This is a genomic window from Alicyclobacillus vulcanalis (genome assembly GCF_900156755.1).
Classification (GTDB): domain Bacteria; phylum Bacillota; class Bacilli; order Alicyclobacillales; family Alicyclobacillaceae; genus Alicyclobacillus; species Alicyclobacillus vulcanalis.
Window position 1 is genome coordinate 140,048 of record NZ_FTOO01000008.1, and the last position, 22,268, is coordinate 162,315.

Genomic DNA, 22,268 nt, shown 5'->3' on the forward strand with positions numbered 1-22,268 from the left:
ACACGAGCTCGAGTTGATAGCCTTAACTGTTAAATTAACATATCGTGCATGAAAAAAGTTCTGCGATGAATGCGATTTCTTCCGCGTTCCAAATGCAGTATACGCCGCTCGCAAAACGAGTGTCAATATGTTATCATTCACAGCAAGAGAACGGGATGAGAAAGGGGGACCCCCATGGCCACGATGGCGGATGTCGCCAAACGAGCGGGCGTGTCCATCATGACGGTGTCGCGCGTCGTCAACCATTCCGGCTACGTGAGCCCTTCGACACGTCAGAGGGTCCTCGCGGCGATGCAGGAACTTCACTATGTTCCAAAGGCACAGTCGTCCCCGCAAGACACGTGGATGCTCATTGTGCCGGACATCACGAATCCGTTTTTCACGTTCATCGCGCGCGGCATGGAAGACGTGGCTCGGAAACACGGGTTTCGCGTGTTCATCGCCAATACGGATGAGGATCTCGAGAAAGAGCAGACCTACGTGCAGATGTGTATGGAGTATCACGTGCGCGGCGCGCTCGTCGTGCCGGTGGGCGATCCATCGCGCGAGACCCTGCTGAGGTTATCCGACCATCAGATACCGTTCGTGCTCATCGACCGCGACATCGACGGCCTGGATGCCGACGTCGTCAAGGGCGACATTCGTGAGACCTCGCGCAGGCTCGTGGAACACCTGCTCGATCTCGGCCACGAGCGGATCGCCGCGGTGGTGGGCCCGCTCCACAGCGCCTCGAGCCGCGAGCGGCTTGACGGCTATCGCGACGCCCTGGCGCAAAGAGGCATGCCCTGGGACGACGGGCTCGTCTTCACCGCGCCGATGACGAGAGACATGGACGTTTCCTTCGTCGACGACCTGCTGCACGGCCCCGATGCACCGACGGCGATGTTTCTCGGCAACATGTTTCAATACGCCCACGTGGTGCGGCGGCTGCGCGAGCTCGGCATCTCGATCCCTGGCGATGTCAGCCTCGTGAGTTTCGGCAACACAGACGATCTCGCCTCGATCGACTCGCGTGCCACGGCCGCAGTTCAGCCGGCGTACAATTATGGGTCACTTGGGGCGCAACTCTTGCTCGAGCGCGTTGAAGGCGTGCGAAAGACCAGCACGCGCATTGTACTGAATTCGGAAATCATCGTCCGAGACTCGACCGCGCCGCCGTCCGCGCGGATCGCCAACCGAGGGTGACCTCATGGCCACCCCGGTTGACGATGGAACGCCGCCAGGCGCGAGTCGACCGCCACGTGCGCGTTTCTCACCTATCAATAAATCGTGAAGTACTGCTCCCGCTCCCACTCCGTGACCTGCGTGCGGAACATGTTCCACTCGATGCGCTTGGCCTCGATAAAGTGCAACAGCACGTGGTCGCCGAGCGCCTCCATGATCACGGGGTCACGTACCAAGGCATCCAAGGCCTCGTTCAGGTTTGAGGGCAGGCTTCGAATGCCGGCCTCCTCCTTCTCCGCCTCCGTCATCATATAGATATTGCGATTGACCGGCTGCGGCGGCTCCAGCTCGCGTTCAATCCCATCGAGTCCCGCGGCGAGGAGCGAAGCGATGGCAAGATACGGATTGCAGCTCGGATCAGGGCTTCGAACCTCCACTCGCGTGGACGTGCCGCGCGCGGCCGGCACGCGAACCAAGGGAGAGCGATTTTTCCCGCTCCAGGCGATGTAACTTGGCGCTTCGTAACCGGGCACGAGGCGCTTGTACGAGTTGACGAGCGGGTTGCAGATGGCCGTGAACGCGCGCGCATGTTCCAAAAGCCCTGCCACGAAGTGCAGCGCCGTTTGGCTCAGCCCCATCTCGCCGTCGGGATCGTAAAACGCATTTTGCCCGTCCCGGAAAAGCGACAGGTGCGTATGCATGCCCGAACCATTGATGCCGTACAGTGGCTTCGGCATGAACGTGGCGTGCAGCCCGTGCTCGCGCGCGACCGACTTGACCACCAGGCGAAACGTGGTGAGGTTGTCCGCCGCCTCGACCGCCTCCGCATAACGAAAGTCGATCTCGTGCTGTCCCGGCGCAACCTCGTGGTGAGATGCCTCGATTTCAAATCCCATTTGCTCCAGCGCAAGCACGATGTCCCGCCGGCAATTTTCGCCGAGATCGACCGGCGCCCAGTCGAAATAACCCCCCTCGTCGTTGAGGTCGAGCGTCGGCTTGCCGTTTTCGTCCAACTTGAAGAGGAAGAACTCCGGCTCGGGGCCGACGTTGAACGCCGAAAAACCCATGGACCTTGCCTTGTCACACACGCGCTTCAGCACGGACCGCGGATCGCCCGCAAATGGGGTGCCGTCGGGCAGATTCACGTCGCAGATCAGCCGCGCGACCTTCCCCTGTGGCGTTTCCCACGGAAAGACGAGCCACGTCGCGCGATCCGGCGCGAGGTACATGTCCGACTCCTCGATGCGAACAAAGCCTTGAATCGATGAGCCGTCGAACATGATGCGGTTCTCGAGTGCCTTCGGCAGCTGGTCGACAGGGATTTCCACGTTTTTCACGATGCCGAGCAGATCGGTGAACTGAAGGCGCACATATCGCACATCGTTCGCCTCTGCGAGTTGCAATATTTCTTCTTTTGTGTATTCTTTTCGCATACGATCCTCCCTCGCGGCTCAATCAGCGGTGGCGGTAGAAGCGGGACAGATCCCCTTGAAATTCGCCCGTCTGCCGCCGTTCGAGAAGCTCGCGCTCGAGCCACTGATACACTTCCGAATCTGGCACGTCTTTCGTCGCCAGCGGGCGACTCGGTCTCGGCCGCCTGTCTTTCTCGAGGAGGTTGCGCTTCACGCTCGCGATATTGTGCCCCTCGTCCAGCAGCTGGCGGATCTGCATCAGGCGCTCCACGTCGGCGAACGAAAATTGCCGCTGATTTCCGGGCGTGCGCGCCGGCTGGATCAAACCGTGCTCTTCATAATAACGGATTTGCCGTGCGCTGAGCCCTGTCAGCTTTTGCACCGTGCCAATCGAAAATAAGGGCATGTTCCTGCGCTCTTCCAAATCCACGGCGCGCCCCTCCCTGTGCGACCTGTTGAGATTTATCGTAACATGGAGGGCGCGCCGCGACAATCACTCACGTGATATTCTTTGACGCATCGGTTGCGCTCGCGACATCGGGGCACAGCGCCGCCGCGACCCGCCGAACCGCCAGGACCGCGTGCTCATACGTCAGCCCGCCTTGCACATACGCGACATAAGGCGGACGCATCGGGGCATCCGCGGTCAGCTCGAGCGACGCGCCTTGGACGAACGTTCCTGCCGCCATCACGACGGGATCGGCATAGCCCGCCATGGGCGCAGGTTCTGGCCGCACGTGCCCGTCAATCGGAGCCACGGCCTGGATGGCCCTGCAGAACGCAAGCAAGCGGTCTGGAGTCCCGAGCTCGACCGACAAAATGAGATCCGTCCGCGCGGCATCGGGCGCCGGAGACACCCGAAAGCCGAGGCGTTGCAGCGCGGCGGCGAAGAGCCTTGAGCCTTTGACGGCCTGGAGCACGGCGTGGGGCGCCAGAAACAGGGCCTGGAACATCGGCAGAAGGTGTGCGCCGGTCGGGCCGTACTCCGCCGCTGTGCCCGGCGCAACGAGCCGCGCGGCGACGCGTTCCACGATCTCCTGCCTGCCGACGACATACCCGCCCGTCACACAGATCCCGGCACCAGGGTTTTTGATGAGCGATCCCATCGCCACGTCCGCGCCCACATGGCATGGCTCGCGCTCTTCCACGAACTCGCCGTAGCAGTTGTCTACCGCAATCCACACGTCCGGCCGCGCGCGCTTCACGACTGCGAACGCCGCCTCCAGTTCGTCGATGGAGAACGAGGGCCGGCTCGCGTACCCGCGCGATCGCTGAAAAAGCGCGAGGCGCACGCCGGGTTGCCCCACGGCCCGCTCGATCGCGTCCAAATCCATGCGGCCATCCTCCCCGAGGGGGACAATGTCGACCGCGATGCCGTGCTCGACGAGCGATCCGGCCGCAGGCTGGAGCCCGAGCGACGCGTGCAGGGTGTCATAGGGGACGCCCGTCGCCACGACGAGCCGGTCGCCCGGCCGAAGGCAGCCAAAGAGCACGAGCGCAATGGCGTGCGTGCCCGAGACGATCTGCGGCCGCACCAGGGCCGCCTCGGCGCCAAAGACGTCCGCGTAGATGGCTTCGAGCTTCTCACGCCCGGTGTCCCCCAGGCCGTATCCCGTGGATCCGCCGAGATCGAACTGCGAAACGCGCTGCCGCCAGAAGGCTTCCAGCACCCGCTCCTGATTCGCCAGGGCCACGGCCTCCGATGTGCGCTGGTACGGTTCAATCTCTGCCTCGCACGACGCGACAAACGCGCGCAGGCGATCCCCGTTCGGTTGTGTGCCCATCCTCAGTTGGTCGACTCCTTTGACGTATCTAGCCTTGCCTCCACCGCCCGATACAAGGGCGTGAGATCGCCGGCAACGGCGCTGCCGTACACGGTCTCTTGGGCCTGCAGATCGGGAGGTGGTTGCCAAGGTGCGAGATCCATCTTGTTGTAAAACGTGATGACGGGCTTGTCCAAAGCCCGAAGATCGGCCAGCACTTGCCGCGTCGCTCGTAAATGCCGATCCGGCGAGCGCGACGCGTCGACCACGATCACGATCGCGTCGGCATAGACCACCTCGTCGAGCGTCGAGCGAAACGCCTGAACCAAGTCGCGCGGCAGATGTTCGACAAGGCCGACCGTGTCCGTCACGACGTACGGCTCGCCGCTCGGCGCAAACACGCGCCGCGCCGTCACGTCGAGCGTGTCAAACAGTCGATCGCGCCCCGGCGCCTCGGCCACGCGGCCGCGATCGGCGACCCAGCGCGCACGCACCGTCGTCTTGCCAGCGTTGGTGTAGCCGACGAGGGCCACCGACCTGCTGTCCCGGATGCGCTTTTGGCGAAGCCTGGACCGGTGGGCCGACAGCTCGGCGAGATCGCGCTCCAGCTTGCGAATTCGCTCGCGGATGCGCCGCCTGTCCAGTTCCAGCTTCGACTCGCCGGGTCCGCGCGTCCCGATGCCGCCCCCGAGCCTCGACCAGGCGGCGCCGCGCCCAGCGAGGCGCGGAAGAAGGTACCTCAGCTGCGCAACTTCGACCTGCAGCTTGCCCTCGCGGCTCACAGCCCGGCGCGCGAAAATGTCGAGGATCAGGATGGTCCGGTCGATCACGCGGTAGCCCACGGCGCCTTCCAAATTGCGCGCCTGCGACGGGCGAAGCTCCGCGTCCGCCACCACCAACGTCGCCCCCGCGGCCTGGACCGCATCGGAGAGCTCCTTCAGCTTGCCCGGGCCGAGATACCAGCGCACGTCCGGTGACCGGCGCCGCTGCATCACCATCCCGACTACTTCGGCGCCCGCGGCCTCGCAGAGCCCCGTGAGTTCCTCCACGCGGTACGAAACATCGTCCGCCCCTTCATCACTTCGCTGCCAGATGAGGAGTACCGCCTTTTCAGTTTCCACAGCGCTCGCCCTGCGCCTCCTCGCCCGAGAATCCCTCGCTATCATCGCAGATCGGGCAGTGGCATTCAAGCTGATAGCGCATGCGCAGAAGAAGCGGCGCTTCAGCGAGGCCGGCTTTGTGCCCCGCCCGAAACCCGAAACGCCTGCCCGCATGATAGGCCGCGGCGAGAAGAACGAGCACCAGACCCGTTAGGAGAGACGCGACCACGGTCCTTCCCTCCCGTCGTCCGACACGAGTTTCATCGTCGTCAATTCGGACACCACCGTTACGGCGGCCAAGGCCACCAACCCGATGAGAGTCCACAAGACCTCGGCGAAGATCGCCACAGCCAGGGCGCCGAGGATGGCCAGAAGAACCTCGACGAGGCCGAACCGGATGACCGCATTCCACTGGCCGGTCTCCAGATCGCGGAATCGATCGACGAGATCGTCCAACCAGTCCACGGCCAGCATGAACGACGCGCCCCAGAGGGCTCCGCGCCACCCCACGATCGCGGCGCACAGGGCGAGCGCGAGGATGGTCTCGGCCCACGCCGGAAGTTGTGAAGGCAAGCGTTCAAACGGCCGAGCAAACATGCCCACCGCATACGCACCGAGAAACGCGGCGATGGCGGGCGCCTCGGCGAGCGCGACGGCACACGCCATCACGGCCATCGCGTAGGGCAGGGCGGCGCGGCCAAAGCGCGCCGCGAGCGTACGCTGGCCTTGGCACAAATCGTAGTCCACGTCGAGCACGTCGTCCATCCACTTCACGGCAAGCCCCGCCATGAGCAAGGCACCCAAGAGGCGCACGAGATCAAGCCAACTTCCATACATATCGCTTCACCTCGTCGAAGCCCGCGCCCGTCTTCGCTGAGGTCGGGATGACGCGCGCGTCCCGGAGGCGCGCGCGCAGCCACTCCACGCCGCGCGCTGCGAACGGCAGATCCACCTTGTTGGCGAGCACGAGGTAGAACGCTTTGGTCCGCCCAATGGCCACGAGCTGTTCGTCGAGTGCGTGAAACGGCGCTTCGCGGGCTTCCAGCGAGCGCCCGATCTCGGCCGCGTCCATCACGTGCAACACCGCTTTCGCGGCAACCAACGCGCGCAGGGTCTGGCCCATGGCGCGTCGTACGCCTTCATCGCGCACGAGGCCGTCCGCGAGACCTGCGCTGTCGACGATGTCCACAGACCTGGAGACCTTTCCACGTGCGACGGGAATGGAGAGGGTTTGGAGCGATCGCGTCGAGTGCGGCTCCCCCGACGTCAACCATCGCTCCGCCTCCCGAATGGGCAGTCTGCGCCGCTCCCGCGCGCCGTCGGTTCGCTCGACCATCCATACGAGATCGTGCACACCAATGGCCTGCGCGAGGCGAAGGCATGCGGAGGTCTTGCCCGCGTTGGCACGCCCGACCACGACGACGTCGCTCATACACCATCATCCCCTTGCCAGTCGCGCGCCTCGATCAACATGAGCGCGTCTCGTTTCGGTCTCGCTTCCTCAAAGAGCCGCACCGCCTGGCGCCGGATGGCCTTTTCAACGAGATTGCGCACGTACCGGGCGTTGGAGAACGGTTCGAGGCGAGGTTCGCGCAAGGCATTCTGCAAGACGGTCCGCAGCGCCCATTCGGCTTCCGCGGTCATGCGATAATCCCTCGTTGTCAGGGTCTTTTTCGCAATCTGCGCCAACTGCTCGACGCCGTAGTCCGGGAATCGGACCTGGATGGGAAAGCGGCTCGGCAGACCGGGGTTGGTGCTTAAAAACCACTTCATTTCTCGCTCGTAGCCCGCCAGGATCACAATGAGCTCGTGTTTATGATCTTCCATGGCCTTCACGAGACAGTCGATGGCCTCCCGGCCAAAGTCCTTGTCTCCTCCTCGCGCCAAGGAATACGCCTCGTCGATGAACAACACGCCACCCAGCGCCTTCTGGATCTGCTCTCTCGTTTTCTGCGCCGTGTGGCCGATGTATTCACCGACGAGATCGGCGCGCTCGACTTCGACCAGATGGCCCTTCTCGAGCAAGCCGCACTCGTGAAACATGCGCGCCAGGATGCGTGCGACGGTCGTCTTGCCGGTCCCCGGATTGCCGTAAAAGATCATGTGCAGGACGGTCGGATCGGCCTTCAGACGGTGCTCCTGCCGCAGTCGTTGGACGTAGACCAGCGCGAAAATTTCGCGGACAATCCGCTTGACTTCCTCGAGCCCGACGAGATCGTCCAACTCCCGCAACAGCTCGTGGATGCGCCGCTTGTCGATGGGCGGAGCGCTCGGACCGTGCGCTTCGTCGATGCCCGAGATTCTGGCGAGGGCGTCGTTCAAGTCGATATGACCGCGCTCATACAAATCGATCACGCCCGCCGCCTTTCGGGAGTCCACCGTTCGCGTGGTCTTTCGGCCCGCGTTGCGTGGTGTCATTTGAGTGTCACCCCTCACTTGGCCGGCAGCGCCGACCCACGCCTCAACGTATGCGCCACACCGCCCATGGGTGATCGCCCATCGAGGACGCGCCCAAACGACGAACGAGGCCGGCCCGATGTCCACCGGGCACGGCCTCGCCGCTCGATCGAACGTCCTATGAAACGCGGGTATCCGCGCCGCGATTTAATACACGCCAGGCGCGGTCTCCGCGTAGTTTGTCGTGTCCACCGGCCACCATTTCACACCGATGCTCGGCGCCACGCCGTCCGATCGATTTTCCTGGATGAGATCGCCCGGAATCGGCGTGTTGCGAATCTCCAGCACCGTCTCGGCAGGATTGGAGGTGTAGAACGTCAAGCCGCGAATGTCGTCGACGGTCGGAACGTACGCACCAAACACGGGGTCCAAGATGGCAAGAATATGCACGTACGCCTTGCCGCCCTCGTACGTGACGCGATAGGACACATACTGTTGGACCACGTTGTAATTCAGCAAGCGGCTCGTTCGCGTGACGAGAATCTTTCCTTCGTGGTACTGCTGCGCTAAGCGGCGCAGCGCCTCCACCGCGGGCTGCGGCAGGACGCCTGGGTACGTGGTGCCGCACAGGTGCTGCGCCACAATGGAATACTCGTGGTATCGCTCAATCTCCTCCAGATGTGCCGGAGACAGCTGCTCGTTCAGGCCAAACGGCGTCCAGTTCCACTCCGGATCTCCTTTGGCGTTGAAGCCCTCCGAGGTGTAGCGCCAGAATCCCCAGACCTCGCGCCCGTCCGGCAGCCTGAGCGGATAAATCATGGTGCTCCTGCCAAACTCGTCACTCGCACCATCCGGCCAGACAAACCGAATGCCGTAAGGGATGGTGATGTCGGTATGGTAGTACTTCGACCAAGGGTTCGCACCTTGCTGGTAGTCGTAAAACGGCGACGTGCCATAGTCCCCGAAGTTGTCGACGTTCGACTTGTTGCCGTGATCCGTCCAGACGGTGAGGTAGTCGCCGTCCGCCTTCAGCGCATCGACGGCCTGAATGGCGAGCTTTCTAGAGAACAGGGTCTCGTTCTGGTTTCGTTGGCTGAAGTCGCCGTACGTGTGCATGGTATCGATCCAGCCGACATGAATGTAGTGATTCAAAATCTGAGCTGCATACGGTTGATTGGAAACGCCCTTAAACCAGCTCAATTCGTCGGACATCGGCTCGTGGTTGATGTCGACGTAGCCGGGCAGGTTGTCCCCATTGTACATGAAGAAGGAGTCCGCAAAGTCGAGCCCCAGTCCTTTGCCAAGGGGCGTCATCTGCGTCGTATTGATGAATTCGTGAATGAGATTGAATTTGCGCAGCGTTTCACTGTCTGCATCGGACGAAATGGCGAGCATCGCCTGATAAGGATACGGAAATTTGCGCATGCCGTACACTTTCGGCGGGACATGCGTATTCACCACAGGATACGGCTGGCTGCTGGCCGGCGATCCGCCTCCTGTGCTTTGCGGAGCCACCGCTGCCTGGCCTCCTCCGGCTGGGGAGGGCGTCGGCGCGCCAGAGGCGTTTTGCACCTGATTGGACAGCGCACGCACCGCGACGTCGGCGGCTCCTCCTTCTGATCCTGATTCGACGCCACACCCAGTGACTCCCACGGCTGCAAGGCAGAGCGCGGCAGATACCACCACCAGTTTCGACTTCATCTTCCGTTTCCCCCGTATCTCTACTTGTTGGACGCAGGTGCGGTGGCCACCGGACGTTCTGCATCCGTGCGTAGGTAGATTAGCGCGCGGAGCTCAAAGGCACTTCAATCCATTGGTGGAACTGAACCTGACTTCCGGTGGAAAAACGATTTGAAGGTCTTTGTCCCGACGATGAGACATACCTTTTTGGGTGACAGAGATGCGGGGTGGAAGCGATGACCAAAAGCCGACAGTCGTTCTTGCACGGTGCGGCCGTGCTTGCCTTCGCTGGCATCGTCACGCGCGTGATGGCCCTCTTGGTCCAAATGGTCATGGCCAGAACGATGGGAGCCCAAGGGTTCGGGCTGTTCCAGACCATCAGTCCGCCTTACTTTCTCCTCGTGACCCTGGCCACCTTCGGCCTCCCGCCAGCCGTCTCAAAAGTGGTCGCGGAAAACCTAGCCGTGGGACACGTAGCCCGGGCGCGTCGAGCATGGACCCTGGCCAACGCGTGGAGCTTGGTTTCCGGGATCGCCATGGTGGTCCTCGCGTTCGTGCTCTCGCCCCATCTCGGCCGATGGATGGATCCGCGCGCCACGCCTGCCTTTCTGGCCATGGTCTGTCGCATCCCCATCGTCTGTTTGTCGTCTGTGCTCAGCGGCTTTTACATGGGGATTCAGAACCAAACGCCCCCGGCCGTCGCGTGGATCGTAGAAACGTCGGTTCGCGCACTGGCTTCCGTGCCGCTCATGATCTGGATGAGTCCTTGGGGCGTTCGCTACGGGGCGCTCGCGCTTGTCATCGGAGGAGGACTCGGCGAACTGGCGGGTTATCTCACGATGCTGTCCACGTACGTGTGGCGCGATCGGCATGTCCTGTCGTCCAACCAGCGCACCGCCCGAGGCGATGGCGTATGGCGCGATCTCGCCCAAATCGCCGTGCCGACGGCGCTGTCCAATGTGCTGGGCGTCGTCGCGTTTGCAGCCGAACCCGCCGTGATGTATCAAGCGTTTTTTGCCACCGGCGTGTCGCGACGAGAAGCCACCGCGATGTACGGCGCCTTCGGCATGGCGATGGAGCTGTTGTTCATGCCGACCGTGCTTTCTGGCGCGATATCCTCCGTGGTCGTGCCCGCCATCTCGGAGGCCAAAGCCCTGCGCGACAGCCGATTGGTGTCACGGCGCATTGCACAGGCGGTCGACGCAGCGATGTTTGTGGCGATGTTTGCTGTGGCGTTCTTTCTCGCGTCAGGCCAAGACGCAGCCACCGCCCTGTATCGAAATCCGATCGCGGGACAGCTGCTTACCTACCTCGCGCCTTCGTGCCTGTTCTTTTACCTCAGCGATCCGCTTTTTGCCGTCCTACAGGGGCTCAACCGCGCGTTTGTGTCAACAGCCATCACCTTTCTCTCGAGCGCGGTTCGGCTCGCTTGCATCTACGAATTTGTCGCCGTGGGTCACCAGGGCATTCATGGGCTGGCGTCCGCGGTGGCCACGAGTGGCATCGTGGCCACGCTTCTTGCCATGCTGGCCGTGCGCAGGTATCACGACTTGAACCTTGACCTTCGGATGAGTGTCAAAATGGCCCTGGCCGCCGCCATGGCCTACGTTCCCATGCAAGCTATTCAACATGGGGCGGACGCCGAGCAGGCGTGGATGCAGTTTTCGCTCTGCGCGGCCGCAGGCATGCTGACGTACGTGGTGGCCGCGATGTACCTCCGGCTCGCCACCGTCGACGAGATCGCGCGAATCCCGGTCATTGGACAGCCTCTCGCCCGGGCCATGCGGCACCTCCCGTTTCTCGAGGCGCCCTGAGGATGGGATCAGGCCGGATCGTAGCCGTTCGGATTCTGGGATTGCCAGCGCCACGTGTCGCGACACATCGCGTCGAGGTCCTGGGTCGCCTTCCAACCGAGCACGCGCTCTGCCTTCGACGGATCCGCGTAGCTCACCGGGGCATCCCCGGGGCGCCGAGGTCCGACGCGGTACGGGATGGTGCGGCCACTCGCGCGCTCGAAAGCGCGGATGACCTCGAGAACACTGGAACCTCTTCCGGTTCCAAGGTTGAAGGCTTCCGTACCCGCGTGGTCCAGCACCCAGTCCAGCGCTCGAACATGTCCATCCGCCAAGTCCATGACGTGGATGTAGTCGCGAATGCCGGTACCATCGGGCGTGGGATAATCGTCGCCAAAGACCACGACTTCCGGGCGTTTGCCCACCGCCACCTGGGCGACGTAGGGCACGAGGTTGTTGGGAACGCCCTGCGGATCCTCGCCGATCCGCCCGGAAGGATGCGCGCCAACCGGGTTGAAGTAGCGCAACAAGGCCGCGCCAAACCCGTCGACCGCGGACGCCACGTCGCGCAACATTTGTTCGATCATCGCCTTGGTCTGTCCGTATGGATTGACCGGGGCAACAGCCATATCCTCCTTCAGCGGCATTTCGTTCGCGGCGCCGTACACCGTGGCCGACGAGCTGAACACAATTTTCTTGACGTCGTGCCGCTCCATCGATTCGAGAAGGTTGAGCGTGCTGCCGAGATTGTTCCGATAGTAGCGCAGGGGTTGAGCCACCGACTCCCCCACCGCCTTTAACCCGGCGAAGTGGATGACGGCGCGCACATCATATGCGCCAAAGACCTGATCGAGCGCCTCTGCGTCGAGCATGTCCACAGCGTGGACCGGAAACGATTTGCCTGTCAATTCGGCAACGCGTCTCAGCGATTCGGGCTTCGAGTTGGCGAAGTTGTCGATGGCGACAATGTCATAGCCCGCCTGAACAAGCGACACGCACGTGTGCGAGCCAATGTACCCGGCCGCTCCGGTGACCAAAATCATGGCTTCACCTCCAGCGAAATAGAACCAGGACCACTATACCAACAAACGGTCGGAATCGCGATCCCTCTCGCTGGAACCTCCTTCAACGCGCGCGCCGGCGATTGCGCAGGATGGCGGGCACGCCGCCCAAATTGCTCGACGGCCAACGGACGAGGACGTCCCGCATGCCGTCTTTCCAAGTGAACGGGATGAGGGGCCACAGATACGGCTTGCCGAAGGATTTGGTCGTCAAGAGCAGCAAAAACCAGGACGCCGTACTCAACAGGAACCCTCCCCAATTCAAAGCGGCCGTCCAGAGCATGATCCAAATTCGCGCCATCTGGTTGGCCGAGGCCAACTCAAACGACGACGTCGCGTACTGGGCCAGCATGACGAAGCCCATGTACACCAGAACCTCGGGTTGGAGCAGTTGGATCTGCGTGGCGAACTGGCCAAACAACAAGGCTGAAACAATGCCAATGGCATTCGATAATGTGACGGGCACATTCAGAACGGCCAGCCGAAGCACGTCAAGCGCGAATTCCGCCAGCAAGAGCTGTGCCCAAAGCGGCAGGGGATCGTTTCTCGTCGCCATGAAGAACTTGGCCCACGGCGGAAGCAGCCCTGGATGTTGGTTGGCGAGCATGAAAATGCCCGGCAGAAAGACGCTCATCATGACGGAAATGGCGATAATCCAACGCAGGTACGTGCCGACGAGGGGGAACGAATGGTACTCCTGCGGGTGCTGAATGTGTTGGAAAAAGGTCGTTGGCGCAATGATCACTTCGGCGGTGGCGTCGACGACGATGACGACGTGCCCCTCGATGAGCGCCGTGGCGGCAACGTCCGGCCGTTCGGTGTACCGCACAATCGGATACGGGTTCCACTTCACCTTGCCAATCAGGTCGACGAGCTGCTGCTCGCCCATCATCATGCCGCCCGTTTTGACGCTGCGCAAAAGTTCGCGAATGGAGGACACGGTCTCCTCGTCCGCGACGTCCTTCAAGTACATGAGGCTGACGTCGGTTTGGCCGCGATCGCCGACTTGATACAGCTCATTGCGCAGGCGCGGGTCGCGGAGTCGGCGGCGAATGAGCGTCGTGTTCATCAGCATCGTCTCGGTGAAACCGTCGTGGTTTCCTCGGATGACGCGCTCGATCATGGGGGGCTCAATGCCGCGCATCGGATAGACGCGCGTGTCGACGACCAACACCTTGTCGTACCCATCGATGAAGGTCACGAGCGGCCCCGACAGGATGAAGCGCACCGCGTCGTTCATCTGGTTGATGACCTGGACCTGCACGAAGTCGATGTGGGTGTTCAGATAGAAGACGAGTTCCTCGATGTCGTACGGCTGATTCTCGTGCGCTCGCTCAAACGCCTCGACGTTCCGGTGAAAACTGTCGAGCACGAGAACGACGTTCATGGTGAGAAAGAAGCCATTGGTTACGTACGACATCATATTGAGGCGGCCGTATCGAAAGGGCTTCGCCATGATGTCCCAAGTCGTGCCGATGCCAAGGAGTTGATTGACGTAGTTGACGTTGTGTTCCAGCGTTTTGCTGATGGGTTGGCTCACCATGGGTTCAGCCGACGGTCGCATGACATCTCCTCCATCTCTCTCCGTGGGTTCCCTATCCTATCCATGCCATGGAACGAACGTTTTTATGTGCGCTTGAGGCGACGCAAGGCGCGCTTTCTCGACTGCACCGCGCGGAGCATATAGAGGCCGATGGGCATCAGCACGACCGTGGTCAAGAAGTACCCGGGCACGTCGCGAAGAATGAAGTCGGTGACGTCAAACACATTGCGAAACACGTAGTTGTTACACGACCACGCGAGGAGGGCCACAGGGATGGGAATCCAGGTCCGCTCTGCCGAGGCGCTCACATCCTTCACCGCCTCGATCACGGCGAGCTGAAACGCGGAGAGCTTGAGCACGAGCGTGATGGCCACGCCCATGACGTAGAGCGTGTCCAGGCGTTCGACAAATTTCCCTTGACGAATGGCACGCGCGAGCTCCAATACGGGGTAGTTCAAGTACCGAGTCGGCTCGCCGAGTGCGCCGACCGTCAAAACCACGAGCGTGGAGAGCACCAGCGCGCTGATCGCACCCGCCAAGAGAATGTCGACGGGCAACGTGCGCGGACTGCGCAGGGCAGGCGTCCACTGGAGTGCGATGGAAAATTCGAGCCCGTAGGCAAAGGCAGGAACGACCGCGCCGCGCCAAGCGGCGCTGGCGGGATCGCCCAAGATGGGTTCCAAGGCGGAAGGGTCAAAGAGGCGTACGGAGAGCAAGAACAGGACGGGCGACACCAGCGCTGCAAGTGGCAGGATGAACTCGTTGACGCGCGCCACAACTTCAATGCCCAGATACGCCAAGTACATCGACACCGCAAAGGCGATGGCGCTCACGAGATTATCCGGCGTGTTCGGCAGCACGGAAATGCCGATAAAAGCGCTGAGCTCACGTCCAATGGTCGCCGTCGTAATGATACCGTAGACGATATACCAGACGCCGTAGGCGCGGCCCCACGCCGGGCCAAGGACGTCGATGGCAGCCTGCGTCAGCGTTCGTCCCGGGAACAGGCGCACGTGCACCCACGCGATGGCGGCGCACAGGACGGCGCCGAGCACAAGCCCCATACTCGACACCCATGCGTCGCGGAGCGTGAACTGCGCGATGGTGCCTGGCATCGTCACGATGCCCGTGCCAAGGACAGTCCAGATGAGCATGAGGACCAGTTGATACCGCGAAATCTGCACCAAGGTTCAGGCCTCCTCGATTCCCACGCTTCCCCCGTACAGCCACGAACTGAGCCCCGAGAACACGTCGAACACGTGCAGGGGTCTGAAGGACGGACCCATGTGGAAGTCGGTTGCAATCGCCACCCCAATGGCAAGCCCCGTCATGAACAGCCACGTCAACCACGCCTGGCGCGACTTGGGCGTCCATCTCCGAAAGTCCACCACGGCCCCAAAAATGGCCCAGAGCAAGGCCCACGCGCTTGTCATCTCAACCCCTCCCGCTTGTATCGCTCGAAAAGGGAGTGCTGGCGGCCAACTGTCCCTGGACGATGTGCGGCTCGACGTCGTAGACGACGGGGACTCGTTTCCACGCCTCTTCAGACACGTGCAACCCTTTTTGCACGCAGGCATTGGTCAGGCCAAACGCGTCCATGTCGGCCGTCCGGACTTCGTTCAGCGCATCCTGAAGCCGGCGTTCGATATCGCGGCGCGCCGCGGTCTCAAGGGCATGAAACGCCGCGGCACTCATCGTGCGCCCTCCCGCCCATCGCTCGATCTCGGCTGTGCCCCGCCAAACCACGCGGATCGACGGGGACGCCGATGAACCCTGGGCTATGACTCGGGTGGAAGTTCGCAGCCAATGCAAGCCGACGGTCGCTTCGCCCTGCGTCACCTTCCAGGGCACCGCCTCGCGTACGTCGAGCGTGCGCCCGAGCCACCAGGCGTGGTTCAGCAGCCGGTCATTGTCCACGATGTACACCTTCCCGTCGCGCCTCAAATACGCGAGACCCCTAAGTTCCGGAGAACCGTCCTGCCCTTGGTCGATCACGGCGAGGGACGCCACCCCCGAAGGGCGAAGGAGCGACTTGACGACGTGCAACTCATCGCTCGCGAGGCACATCTCCCGACGCGAAGCTTCGTCGACGAGATCGCGCAACACAAGCGAGACCGGCTCGACTCGGCCTGGCGACTGACGGAAGATCTGCTCGGCGGACCGCGGTGTGACGACCCACAGCTGACTCCGCCGCAACTGACGATGGCGCTCAAGCGCGTCCGCGATGGACGTGAAGTGCCGCAGCGCGTCTTGCGAGAAGAGGACCACGGCGTTGTGCTGGAGGTAAAGCGCGTGCGAGAGTTTTGACTGAATGGCACTCATGGCCTCTTCAAATGTGGACGCATCGGCCGAGACGATCTCATCCAGGGCTTGATTCGGGCCCCCTGAGCCTGAGTTCGATCCCATCGCCGGGTTGCCCGCGCCGCCCGGTTGGACCAGATCCACCGAGAGCCGCAGGTGGTCTTGAAGGCGATCCACGCCGATGCCGCTCGAAAAGAGGAGGTGGTCGATATCGTTGTAGTCGCAGCCTGTGCACAGGGCGGCCGTGAACAGCACCGCCGCAAGCAGTCCGAGCGGTTTTCGCAGGGATGTCCACGCGGTCAAGGTTCCACCTCACCTCGGCGCGCGGCGAATCCAGCGGGGCCGCGCGATGCGGACGCGATCGACCGATTCAAACTGGCGCGGCCGGCGCTTCATCATCCACCACGGCGCGCGAATGATCACGTCCTTCATGTCCCCCATCACGTTTGGCGCGATGGGCGATAGATAGGGGACGCCGAACGAGCGAAGGGACGCCATGCGGCCCACGAGTGCCATGCCGAGCATGAGCACGCCGTAGAGGCCGAACAGTCCCGCGGCGAGGACGAACGGAAACTGGAGCAGCCTGGCCGCCTGTACCAAACCGAGCGCCGGCAGGGTGAAGGACGCGACGCCCGTGGCCGACACGATAATGACCATGCCTGGAGACACAAGCCCGGCGCGAACCGCTGCGTCGCCGATGACAAGCGTGCCCACAATGCTGACGGACTGACCCACCGCGCGGGGAAGGCGCGTGCCGGCTTCCCGCAGGGCCTCAAAGGCCACGAGCATGCCGAGCGCCTCGATAATCGTTGGGAACGGAATCCCGGCGTGCTGCGCGGCGACACTCACCAGAAGCGGGGTCGGTAGCAGATCCTGGTTATAGGTCAGGAGGGCCACATAAAGCGCCGGGAGCAAGACAGACGCCCAGAACATGAGGTGGCGCAGCAGGCGCAGCGGGAGGGCGAGAGAATAGTGCATGTAGTAGTCTTCTGGAGACGACAGATTCATGGCAAACGTGACCGGCACCATCAGGCACGTGGGCGATCCGTCCGTCAGAATGGCCACACGCCCTTCCATCAAAGCCGCTGCTACGCGATCCGGCCGTTCCGTCTCTTCCGTGGTGGGAAACACCGAGAACCGCGGATCGTTGATGAACTCCCGGATTTCATTGGCGTCCGCGACGTAGTCGACATGGATTTGCGCGAGCCGCCGTCGAACCTCGTGGACGATCTCTTGTTTCGCGATCCCTTCCTGGTACATGACCGCGATATCACAAGGCGCCACGGCGCCGATGGTGACGGTTTCGATTTTCAGCTTCTGTGACTTCAGGCGCTTGCGCACCATCGCCAGATTGAGCGCGAGTTGTTCAACGAATGCCTCCTGGGGCCCGTGCAGCGTCGGTTCATTTTCCGACCGGTTGATGGTCCTCCCGGGCGGTTGACTCAAATCCCAGGCCTGGGCCGTATCGGCCCCATCTCGAACGACCACAGCGGAACCCTTCAGCAGAGCTTCCACCGCGGCCGAGATGGTCCGGATTTCGTGTGCCGCGACGCCTGGGCTCACGTAGGGGCCCGCCTTTCTGGCACCGCTCGCTTCGCGCAGGTGAAGCAGCGCATTCTGTAACTGCCTCTCATCCACGAGTCCTTCGAGCCATAGGGCGACTCCGGCGGCGCGCGGCGCGGTCCAAGACCATGGCAGGACGCGAAGGTCGGGACACGGCTCCAGCTGCCGCGCCACCTCCCTTGCGACATCCCACGCCCTCCGCTGGATGACGTCACGCGCTTCGCTCAAGCGCATCCCTCCTCTTGACCCACCGTCCCTCTTAAGTTGCGAGAACATGCGCAACTTCATGTACGAGGATGGACGAAAGAAAGGCGTGAAGCGCGGCCCCTACCGCGCTCTAGCTCGCCAGCCCGCGCGCCAGAAGCACGCGCGCAGACGCAAGAAGGGCCTCCCCGAGTCACGTTTCTCTCGAGAAGGCCCCTCGAAGCATGCGTTGGACGAATGAAGAAAAGCGCGGTGGTATTAACCGTGAACCGCCGAGAACCCAGGCACACCGTCGAAGGTGTAGAGATTTTCCGTCTTGATGACGTCAAACCCCGCCTCAATGATTCTCCGCTGTAATTCCACCACTTCCCCAGGCTGAACCTGCGCGCCGCCTTCTTTACGGAACCGGCAGCGCCAGTGGTCGGTGCAAAACGTCTCTGGAAGCCCGTTCGGCCACACCTTAATGCCGCGATTCGTGATGACCTCGAGTTTCAGATCGTCGACGCGAATTTGACTCAGTTTTCCGCCGAGATCGTCCGGCGCACCGGGTCCCCAGTCGAGAAACACATCGACGCCGACGAGCCGTTTTTCCGCCTTCGGCCCCGGCTGCCACGTGCGCTTCGCGATGGCCGCCGCGTCTTGCCGGTAGGAGACGGGCTTGAGAATCTGGGGACGCTCGCCAAGGCGCTCGATAACCGCATCGGCGAACGCGTCGGTGCCGACCAGCTTCTTGCTGACGGAATCGCGGTAGATATCCCGCGTATGAATCCCATCTTCGATGGTGCGCAACCACGCCAGATGGATCTTTTCCGCAACGGACGGTTGCCCGATGTGAATGAGCATCATGACGGCGGCAAGCAGCAATCCGGACGGGTTCGCAATGTTTTGCCCAGCGATGTCGGGCGCAGAACCGTGAATGGCTTCGAACATCGCGAATCCGTCGCCGATGTTGGCCGAGGGCGCGAGCCCCACGGAACCGGAGAGCTCTGCGGTGACGTCAGAGAGAATGTCCCCGTACAGGTTCGGCATGACCACGACGTCGAAGCGCTCCGGCGTATTGGCCAACCGGGCCGCGCCAATATCGACGATCAGCGTCTCGTGCTCGATGTCGGGATACTCAGCAGCAATGCGCTCAAACTCCTTGTGAAACAGGCCGTCCGTGAACTTCATGATATTGTCCTTCACGAAACAAGTGACCTTTTTGCGCCCGTTTGCCCGCGCATAGTCGAACGCATAACGAATGACGCGCTCCGAACCGGGCTGCGTGATGAGCTTGAGGCACTGATACACCTGTTGCGTCTGGCGATGCTCGATGCCCGCGTAAAGATCCTCTTCATTCTCGCGGATGATCACGAGGTCCATCTTCGGGTGGGTCGTCTCCACGAACGGGCTGTACGCCACCGTCGGCCGGACATTTGCGTACAAGTTGAGCGCCTTACGCAGGGTGACGTTGAGGCTCTTATAACCTCCGCCCTGCGGCGTGGTAATCGGAGCTTTGAGGAGCACGCGCGTCCTCCGCACACTGTCCCAGGCCTTCGGATCCATGCCATTGTCAATGCCGCGTTTATACACCTTTTCGCCGATCTCGACCGTTTCAATGTCGAGTTCGGCGCCGGCGGCTTCCAGAATGCGCAGGGTTGCCGTCATGATCTCCGGCCCAATACCATCCCCATACGCGACCGTGATTGGTGTTTTCGCCATAGAAAAGACCCCTTCGACTCCAAATTCCTTCGACTCGAAATCAGTACCGATCCCGTCCAACATCAGTACAACCGTACGTATCATAGCTTACATTGGCCCCAGGTTGTCAATCCATCGTGACAAGTCTTCTACCATATTGTGAACAGATTTTTACTGAACATTCACATCAATTTCAACAATTTTCCTTTCATAATGGCTTTCCATCTCGTTGCCTGGCACGTGGACCCCTGCGGTTGACTCGTCAGTAAATACAGAACAAACCGCCCGGTCGATTTCCTCGATGATCTTCCCGGCCGTCCGCGTGATCCGCTCGACGCTCTGTCGGATCCGTCGCTTGTCACCGTGATCGTACACGCCCACATACCCGACGCTGTACTCACTCGTGTCGAACCCGAACGCCTTACAAACGATAAACGCCACAGCCTCCGCCTCAACCTCTCTCTACTCCGCGGGCAGGCTCCTCCCGACGAGATCGCTGTGCAAAAGCGCATGCGCGTACTCATGCACCAAGGTCTTCGTGTTCTGATCCACCGAGTTCGACGCTGACAGCGCGATCTCCCCAGTCGATGGCCGGAAGAACCCGCGCGCCCCTTCCCTCTCCTCCTCCGGCAGAACCTGAATTCTGTGATTCCGTTCCACCACACGCCGCAAACGTTCGAAGAGTGCCTGATGCCGATCGCCTTCGATTGGATGCTCCGGCCCAAGCGTCGGCAGCGGATCACCATCGGTCTGCGACACGTCGAAGACCGTCACGACCTTGAACCGCGTTCTGGCACTTGCCGCGTCACCCGCACCGTATTCCCGTCCTCGTCCGTCACGATTCGGGCCGTCATACCGCTCACCACCGTCGAGGCGTCGTACCCGGGACAGATGTCGATCTCCACCGAACCGATGCGGAGGGTCAAGAGCGAGCGGCTTGCGTTCGAAGGTGAGGATGTCGTCACCACGGATACGAACGCCGCGTCTTGCGCGTCATGGAGGGGTGCATTTCGAAGTCGGCGAAGCCAGTACCGGAACGGATGGGGTTTCAGACCGTGCTTAGCGCAGAACTGGCTGGCGGATAGGCCGCTGTCGTAGAAGGCGGCGATGCGTTCACGCCAAAGTTCACGGCGTTCCTGGTGAGACATGTGCTCTCGCATACAAGAACCCTCCCGCGGCTTGATGATGAAATTTTCAAGCGACGAGAGAATGAACGCCGTGTGGGTTTGGGTTTACGCTTACGGGAATACAGGATGATTTACAGACCCCTTCGATACAGAATGAGAAATCGAACATAGAAAACACAGATCAAAATGCCACTACAAACCATTACGATTAGCCCTATCCATGTTAAAGGCCATAATAAATGCTTGTGTACCCACGGAATTAGGTTTAGCAACACATAACTAAAGCCCATTATCATTGCTGCTACAATACTTCTATAAATGTTATAAAGTTGTTGAGCAGACTTGCTTTTCATCAAAGCCATCCACCCTCTTATTTGTCATTGAGACGATTATTTCCTTCGTACAGGCGATTCGCGACTGAGACAATGCCTCCGCCTAACTCCTGATACGTCTTGCCAACAACCGCCCACATTTTCTCGTCAGCCGCAAACTCCTTCACTCCGTACAAGATTGGATGCATCATATTTCCTGACCTCAACTGTTCGACGACTTTCGCTCCTTCCTTTGCTAAACCTGCAGCAGGTGCCAATGCCACGGCATCAAGTCCTAGAGCAGTCGCGCTTCTTTCGCCACGTAGATATAAGTATCCATCAGCTCCTAAAGCTATTAGGCCGCTAAACGCAGATACAACGTCCGCTGCTGCAAACGATGGTGCCCACGCTGTCAACACTGAAACAGCCACCGCTCCAGCCGAAACATCTCCAGCGATTTTCGCTACGTCCTCAACCCAATTTCCCTTTTTGTCACTCTCAGATGACTCACGCGCACTTTCTGTTTTCCCCTGTTCATGCACCGCCTCATCCGAGCTCTTCGCCGACTCAAAAACATTCGCATGAGCTTGCGCCTGCGACTATGCCGCTTGCGCCCGGCTCACCACGTACAAAACTGATTATTTAGGATATATGCACCAAAACACAATTATATTCCTTTTTTGTACATAATTATAAATTTTATGCAAGAAATAATTATAACCACAGAACAAGAGGCATATGAAATGATGGATAATAACAATACATACAGCTTTGCATGTTGATATACCCAAGGAATAGAATAAAGTATCCAAAACAATGAAGCCGTAATTATAATCGCCATTCCCGCCTTATACATGGCATCTAGTTGCTCCGCTGCCCTCTTCACCCCTATCTCCCCTCTCGCTCGTCTATCGATTTTGATGACGATTGAAACGTGCTAGCTGGGTGTGTCAAGTGTTCTGTGTAAACTCCATTTTGAAGAGATTACATTCGTTCCTGTGGCGGGTCCCAGGCTGTCGTACCATGTGAGGCTGTCAAGGTGTGTTTCCAGCCTTGACAGCCGATTTCCGGCTGCCATCCTGGTCAGATGTGGCATGCCACACACAGTGGGCATGCCACCTAACGTCGTCATGGCAGGTATGGCGTCACTCGGTCGCCGAAGTAGATGG

22 protein-coding genes are annotated in these 22,268 nt (G+C 61.0%); 2 read left to right on the forward strand and 20 right to left on the reverse strand.

Annotated features, from left to right (window positions below):
• Nucleotides 1-174 precede the first annotated feature (174 nt).
• The gene (locus BW934_RS10375; RefSeq protein WP_076347816.1) at nt 175-1,185 is read left to right on the forward strand and encodes a substrate-binding domain-containing protein; all 1,011 of its coding nucleotides are present in this window, start codon (nt 175-177) and stop codon (nt 1,183-1,185) included.
• Nucleotides 1,186-1,259: 74 nt separating this feature from the next.
• Here BW934_RS10375 and glnA read toward each other — a convergent pair whose 3' ends face one another.
• The 9 genes from glnA to BW934_RS10420 all read right to left on the reverse strand — a co-directional run bounded on the left by glnA (nt 1,260) and on the right by BW934_RS10420 (nt 9,537).
• Nucleotides 1,260-2,597: a type I glutamate--ammonia ligase gene (gene glnA, locus BW934_RS10380; protein ID WP_076347818.1), complete on the reverse strand. Its 1,338-nt coding sequence runs from the start codon at nt 2,595-2,597 to the stop codon at nt 1,260-1,262.
• Between the two features lie 22 nt (nt 2,598-2,619).
• On the reverse strand, nt 2,620-3,006 hold the full coding sequence (locus tag BW934_RS10385; protein WP_076347820.1) for a MerR family transcriptional regulator: 387 nt from the start codon (nt 3,004-3,006) through the stop codon (nt 2,620-2,622).
• A 67-nt stretch (nt 3,007-3,073) separates the two neighbouring features.
• Nucleotides 3,074-4,360, reverse strand: a complete 1,287-nt coding sequence (locus tag BW934_RS10390; protein ID WP_076347822.1) for a methionine gamma-lyase family protein — start codon at nt 4,358-4,360, stop codon at nt 3,074-3,076.
• A 2-nt stretch (nt 4,361-4,362) separates the two neighbouring features.
• Nucleotides 4,363-5,460, reverse strand: a complete 1,098-nt coding sequence (gene hflX, locus BW934_RS10395; RefSeq protein WP_076347824.1) for a GTPase HflX — start codon at nt 5,458-5,460, stop codon at nt 4,363-4,365.
• On the reverse strand, nt 5,450-5,668 hold the full coding sequence (locus tag BW934_RS10400; protein ID WP_076347826.1) for a hypothetical protein: 219 nt from the start codon (nt 5,666-5,668) through the stop codon (nt 5,450-5,452). Before BW934_RS10400 ends, hflX begins: the two co-directional genes overlap by 11 nt.
• Nucleotides 5,650-6,276, reverse strand: a complete 627-nt coding sequence (locus tag BW934_RS10405) for a hypothetical protein (RefSeq protein WP_076347828.1) — start codon at nt 6,274-6,276, stop codon at nt 5,650-5,652. The genes BW934_RS10400 and BW934_RS10405 overlap by 19 nt, the downstream gene beginning before the upstream one ends.
• Complete coding sequence (locus tag BW934_RS10410) at nt 6,257-6,871, reverse strand: GTPase domain-containing protein (RefSeq protein ID WP_076347830.1); 615 nt, start codon at nt 6,869-6,871, stop codon at nt 6,257-6,259. The genes BW934_RS10405 and BW934_RS10410 overlap by 20 nt, the downstream gene beginning before the upstream one ends.
• Entirely contained in the window at nt 6,868-7,857 is a 990-nt protein-coding gene (locus tag BW934_RS10415; RefSeq protein WP_076347832.1) for an AAA family ATPase, read from the reverse strand. Before BW934_RS10415 ends, BW934_RS10410 begins: the two co-directional genes overlap by 4 nt.
• 186 nt (nt 7,858-8,043) lie before the next feature.
• On the reverse strand, nt 8,044-9,537 hold the full coding sequence (locus BW934_RS10420; RefSeq protein ID WP_076347834.1) for a hypothetical protein: 1,494 nt from the start codon (nt 9,535-9,537) through the stop codon (nt 8,044-8,046).
• Between the two features lie 215 nt (nt 9,538-9,752).
• On the opposite strand from BW934_RS10420, the gene BW934_RS10425 reads away from it, so the two are divergent.
• Nucleotides 9,753-11,330: a putative polysaccharide biosynthesis protein gene (locus BW934_RS10425; RefSeq protein WP_076347836.1), complete on the forward strand. Its 1,578-nt coding sequence runs from the start codon at nt 9,753-9,755 to the stop codon at nt 11,328-11,330.
• Between the two features lie 8 nt (nt 11,331-11,338).
• Here BW934_RS10425 and galE read toward each other — a convergent pair whose 3' ends face one another.
• From galE to BW934_RS14845, 11 genes are all read right to left on the reverse strand, one after another.
• On the reverse strand, nt 11,339-12,352 hold the full coding sequence (galE, locus tag BW934_RS10430) for a UDP-glucose 4-epimerase GalE (protein ID WP_076347838.1): 1,014 nt from the start codon (nt 12,350-12,352) through the stop codon (nt 11,339-11,341).
• A gap of 82 nt (nt 12,353-12,434) precedes the next feature.
• Nucleotides 12,435-13,934, reverse strand: coding sequence for a spore germination protein (locus tag BW934_RS10435; RefSeq protein ID WP_076347840.1), 1,500 nt, complete (start codon nt 13,932-13,934; stop codon nt 12,435-12,437).
• Between the two features lie 62 nt (nt 13,935-13,996).
• On the reverse strand, nt 13,997-15,097 hold the full coding sequence (locus tag BW934_RS10440; protein WP_234969732.1) for a GerAB/ArcD/ProY family transporter: 1,101 nt from the start codon (nt 15,095-15,097) through the stop codon (nt 13,997-13,999).
• A 6-nt stretch (nt 15,098-15,103) separates the two neighbouring features.
• Entirely contained in the window at nt 15,104-15,346 is a 243-nt protein-coding gene (locus BW934_RS10445; protein ID WP_076347844.1) for a hypothetical protein, read from the reverse strand.
• 1 nt (nt 15,347) lies between these two features.
• The gene (locus tag BW934_RS10450) at nt 15,348-16,517 is read right to left on the reverse strand and encodes a Ger(x)C family spore germination protein (protein WP_076347846.1); all 1,170 of its coding nucleotides are present in this window, start codon (nt 16,515-16,517) and stop codon (nt 15,348-15,350) included.
• A 9-nt stretch (nt 16,518-16,526) separates the two neighbouring features.
• Nucleotides 16,527-18,005 carry a spore germination protein gene (locus BW934_RS10455; protein WP_076347848.1) on the reverse strand — a complete coding sequence of 493 codons (1,479 nt, stop codon included), beginning with the start codon at nt 18,003-18,005 and terminating at the stop codon, nt 16,527-16,529.
• A 234-nt stretch (nt 18,006-18,239) separates the two neighbouring features.
• Complete coding sequence (locus BW934_RS10460; RefSeq protein WP_076347850.1) at nt 18,240-19,682, reverse strand: NADP-dependent isocitrate dehydrogenase; 1,443 nt, start codon at nt 19,680-19,682, stop codon at nt 18,240-18,242.
• A 150-nt stretch (nt 19,683-19,832) separates the two neighbouring features.
• Nucleotides 19,833-20,102 (reverse strand): hypothetical protein, encoded by a 270-nt coding sequence (locus BW934_RS10465; protein ID WP_076347852.1) that lies wholly within the window; start codon nt 20,100-20,102, stop codon nt 19,833-19,835.
• A gap of 21 nt (nt 20,103-20,123) precedes the next feature.
• Nucleotides 20,124-20,435 (reverse strand): ImmA/IrrE family metallo-endopeptidase, encoded by a 312-nt coding sequence (locus BW934_RS10470; RefSeq protein WP_076347854.1) that lies wholly within the window; start codon nt 20,433-20,435, stop codon nt 20,124-20,126.
• Nucleotides 20,432-20,821 (reverse strand): IS66 family insertion sequence element accessory protein TnpA, encoded by a 390-nt coding sequence (tnpA, locus tag BW934_RS10475; RefSeq protein WP_234969726.1) that lies wholly within the window; start codon nt 20,819-20,821, stop codon nt 20,432-20,434. Before tnpA ends, BW934_RS10470 begins: the two co-directional genes overlap by 4 nt.
• Nucleotides 20,822-21,158: 337 nt before the next feature.
• Nucleotides 21,159-21,641, reverse strand: coding sequence for a hypothetical protein (locus BW934_RS14845; protein WP_143232636.1), 483 nt, complete (start codon nt 21,639-21,641; stop codon nt 21,159-21,161).
• Nucleotides 21,642-22,268 lie beyond the last annotated feature (627 nt).

Excerpts from the sequence above, each read along its gene's own strand:
- BW934_RS10375 (WP_076347816.1), top strand. The coding sequence starts at position 175 with ATGGCCACGATGGCGGATGTCGCCAAACGAGCGGGCGTGTCCATCATG.
- glnA (WP_076347818.1), bottom strand. The coding sequence starts at position 2,597 with ATGCGAAAAGAATACACAAAAGAAGAAATATTGCAACTCGCAGAGGCG.
- BW934_RS10390 (WP_076347822.1), bottom strand. The coding sequence starts at position 4,360 with ATGGGCACACAACCGAACGGGGATCGCCTGCGCGCGTTTGTCGCGTCG.
- BW934_RS10405 (WP_076347828.1), bottom strand. The coding sequence starts at position 6,276 with ATGTATGGAAGTTGGCTTGATCTCGTGCGCCTCTTGGGTGCCTTGCTC.
- BW934_RS10410 (WP_076347830.1), bottom strand. The coding sequence starts at position 6,871 with ATGAGCGACGTCGTCGTGGTCGGGCGTGCCAACGCGGGCAAGACCTCC.
- BW934_RS10415 (WP_076347832.1), bottom strand. The coding sequence starts at position 7,857 with ATGACACCACGCAACGCGGGCCGAAAGACCACGCGAACGGTGGACTCC.
- BW934_RS10420 (WP_076347834.1), bottom strand. The coding sequence starts at position 9,537 with ATGAAGTCGAAACTGGTGGTGGTATCTGCCGCGCTCTGCCTTGCAGCC.
- BW934_RS10425 (WP_076347836.1), top strand. The coding sequence starts at position 9,753 with ATGACCAAAAGCCGACAGTCGTTCTTGCACGGTGCGGCCGTGCTTGCC.
- galE (WP_076347838.1), bottom strand. The coding sequence starts at position 12,352 with ATGATTTTGGTCACCGGAGCGGCCGGGTACATTGGCTCGCACACGTGC.
- BW934_RS10435 (WP_076347840.1), bottom strand. The coding sequence starts at position 13,934 with ATGCGACCGTCGGCTGAACCCATGGTGAGCCAACCCATCAGCAAAACG.
- BW934_RS10445 (WP_076347844.1), bottom strand. The coding sequence starts at position 15,346 with ATGACAAGCGCGTGGGCCTTGCTCTGGGCCATTTTTGGGGCCGTGGTG.
- BW934_RS10460 (WP_076347850.1), bottom strand. The coding sequence starts at position 19,682 with ATGGCGAAAACACCAATCACGGTCGCGTATGGGGATGGTATTGGGCCG.
- tnpA (WP_234969726.1), bottom strand. The coding sequence starts at position 20,821 with ATGCGAGAGCACATGTCTCACCAGGAACGCCGTGAACTTTGGCGTGAA.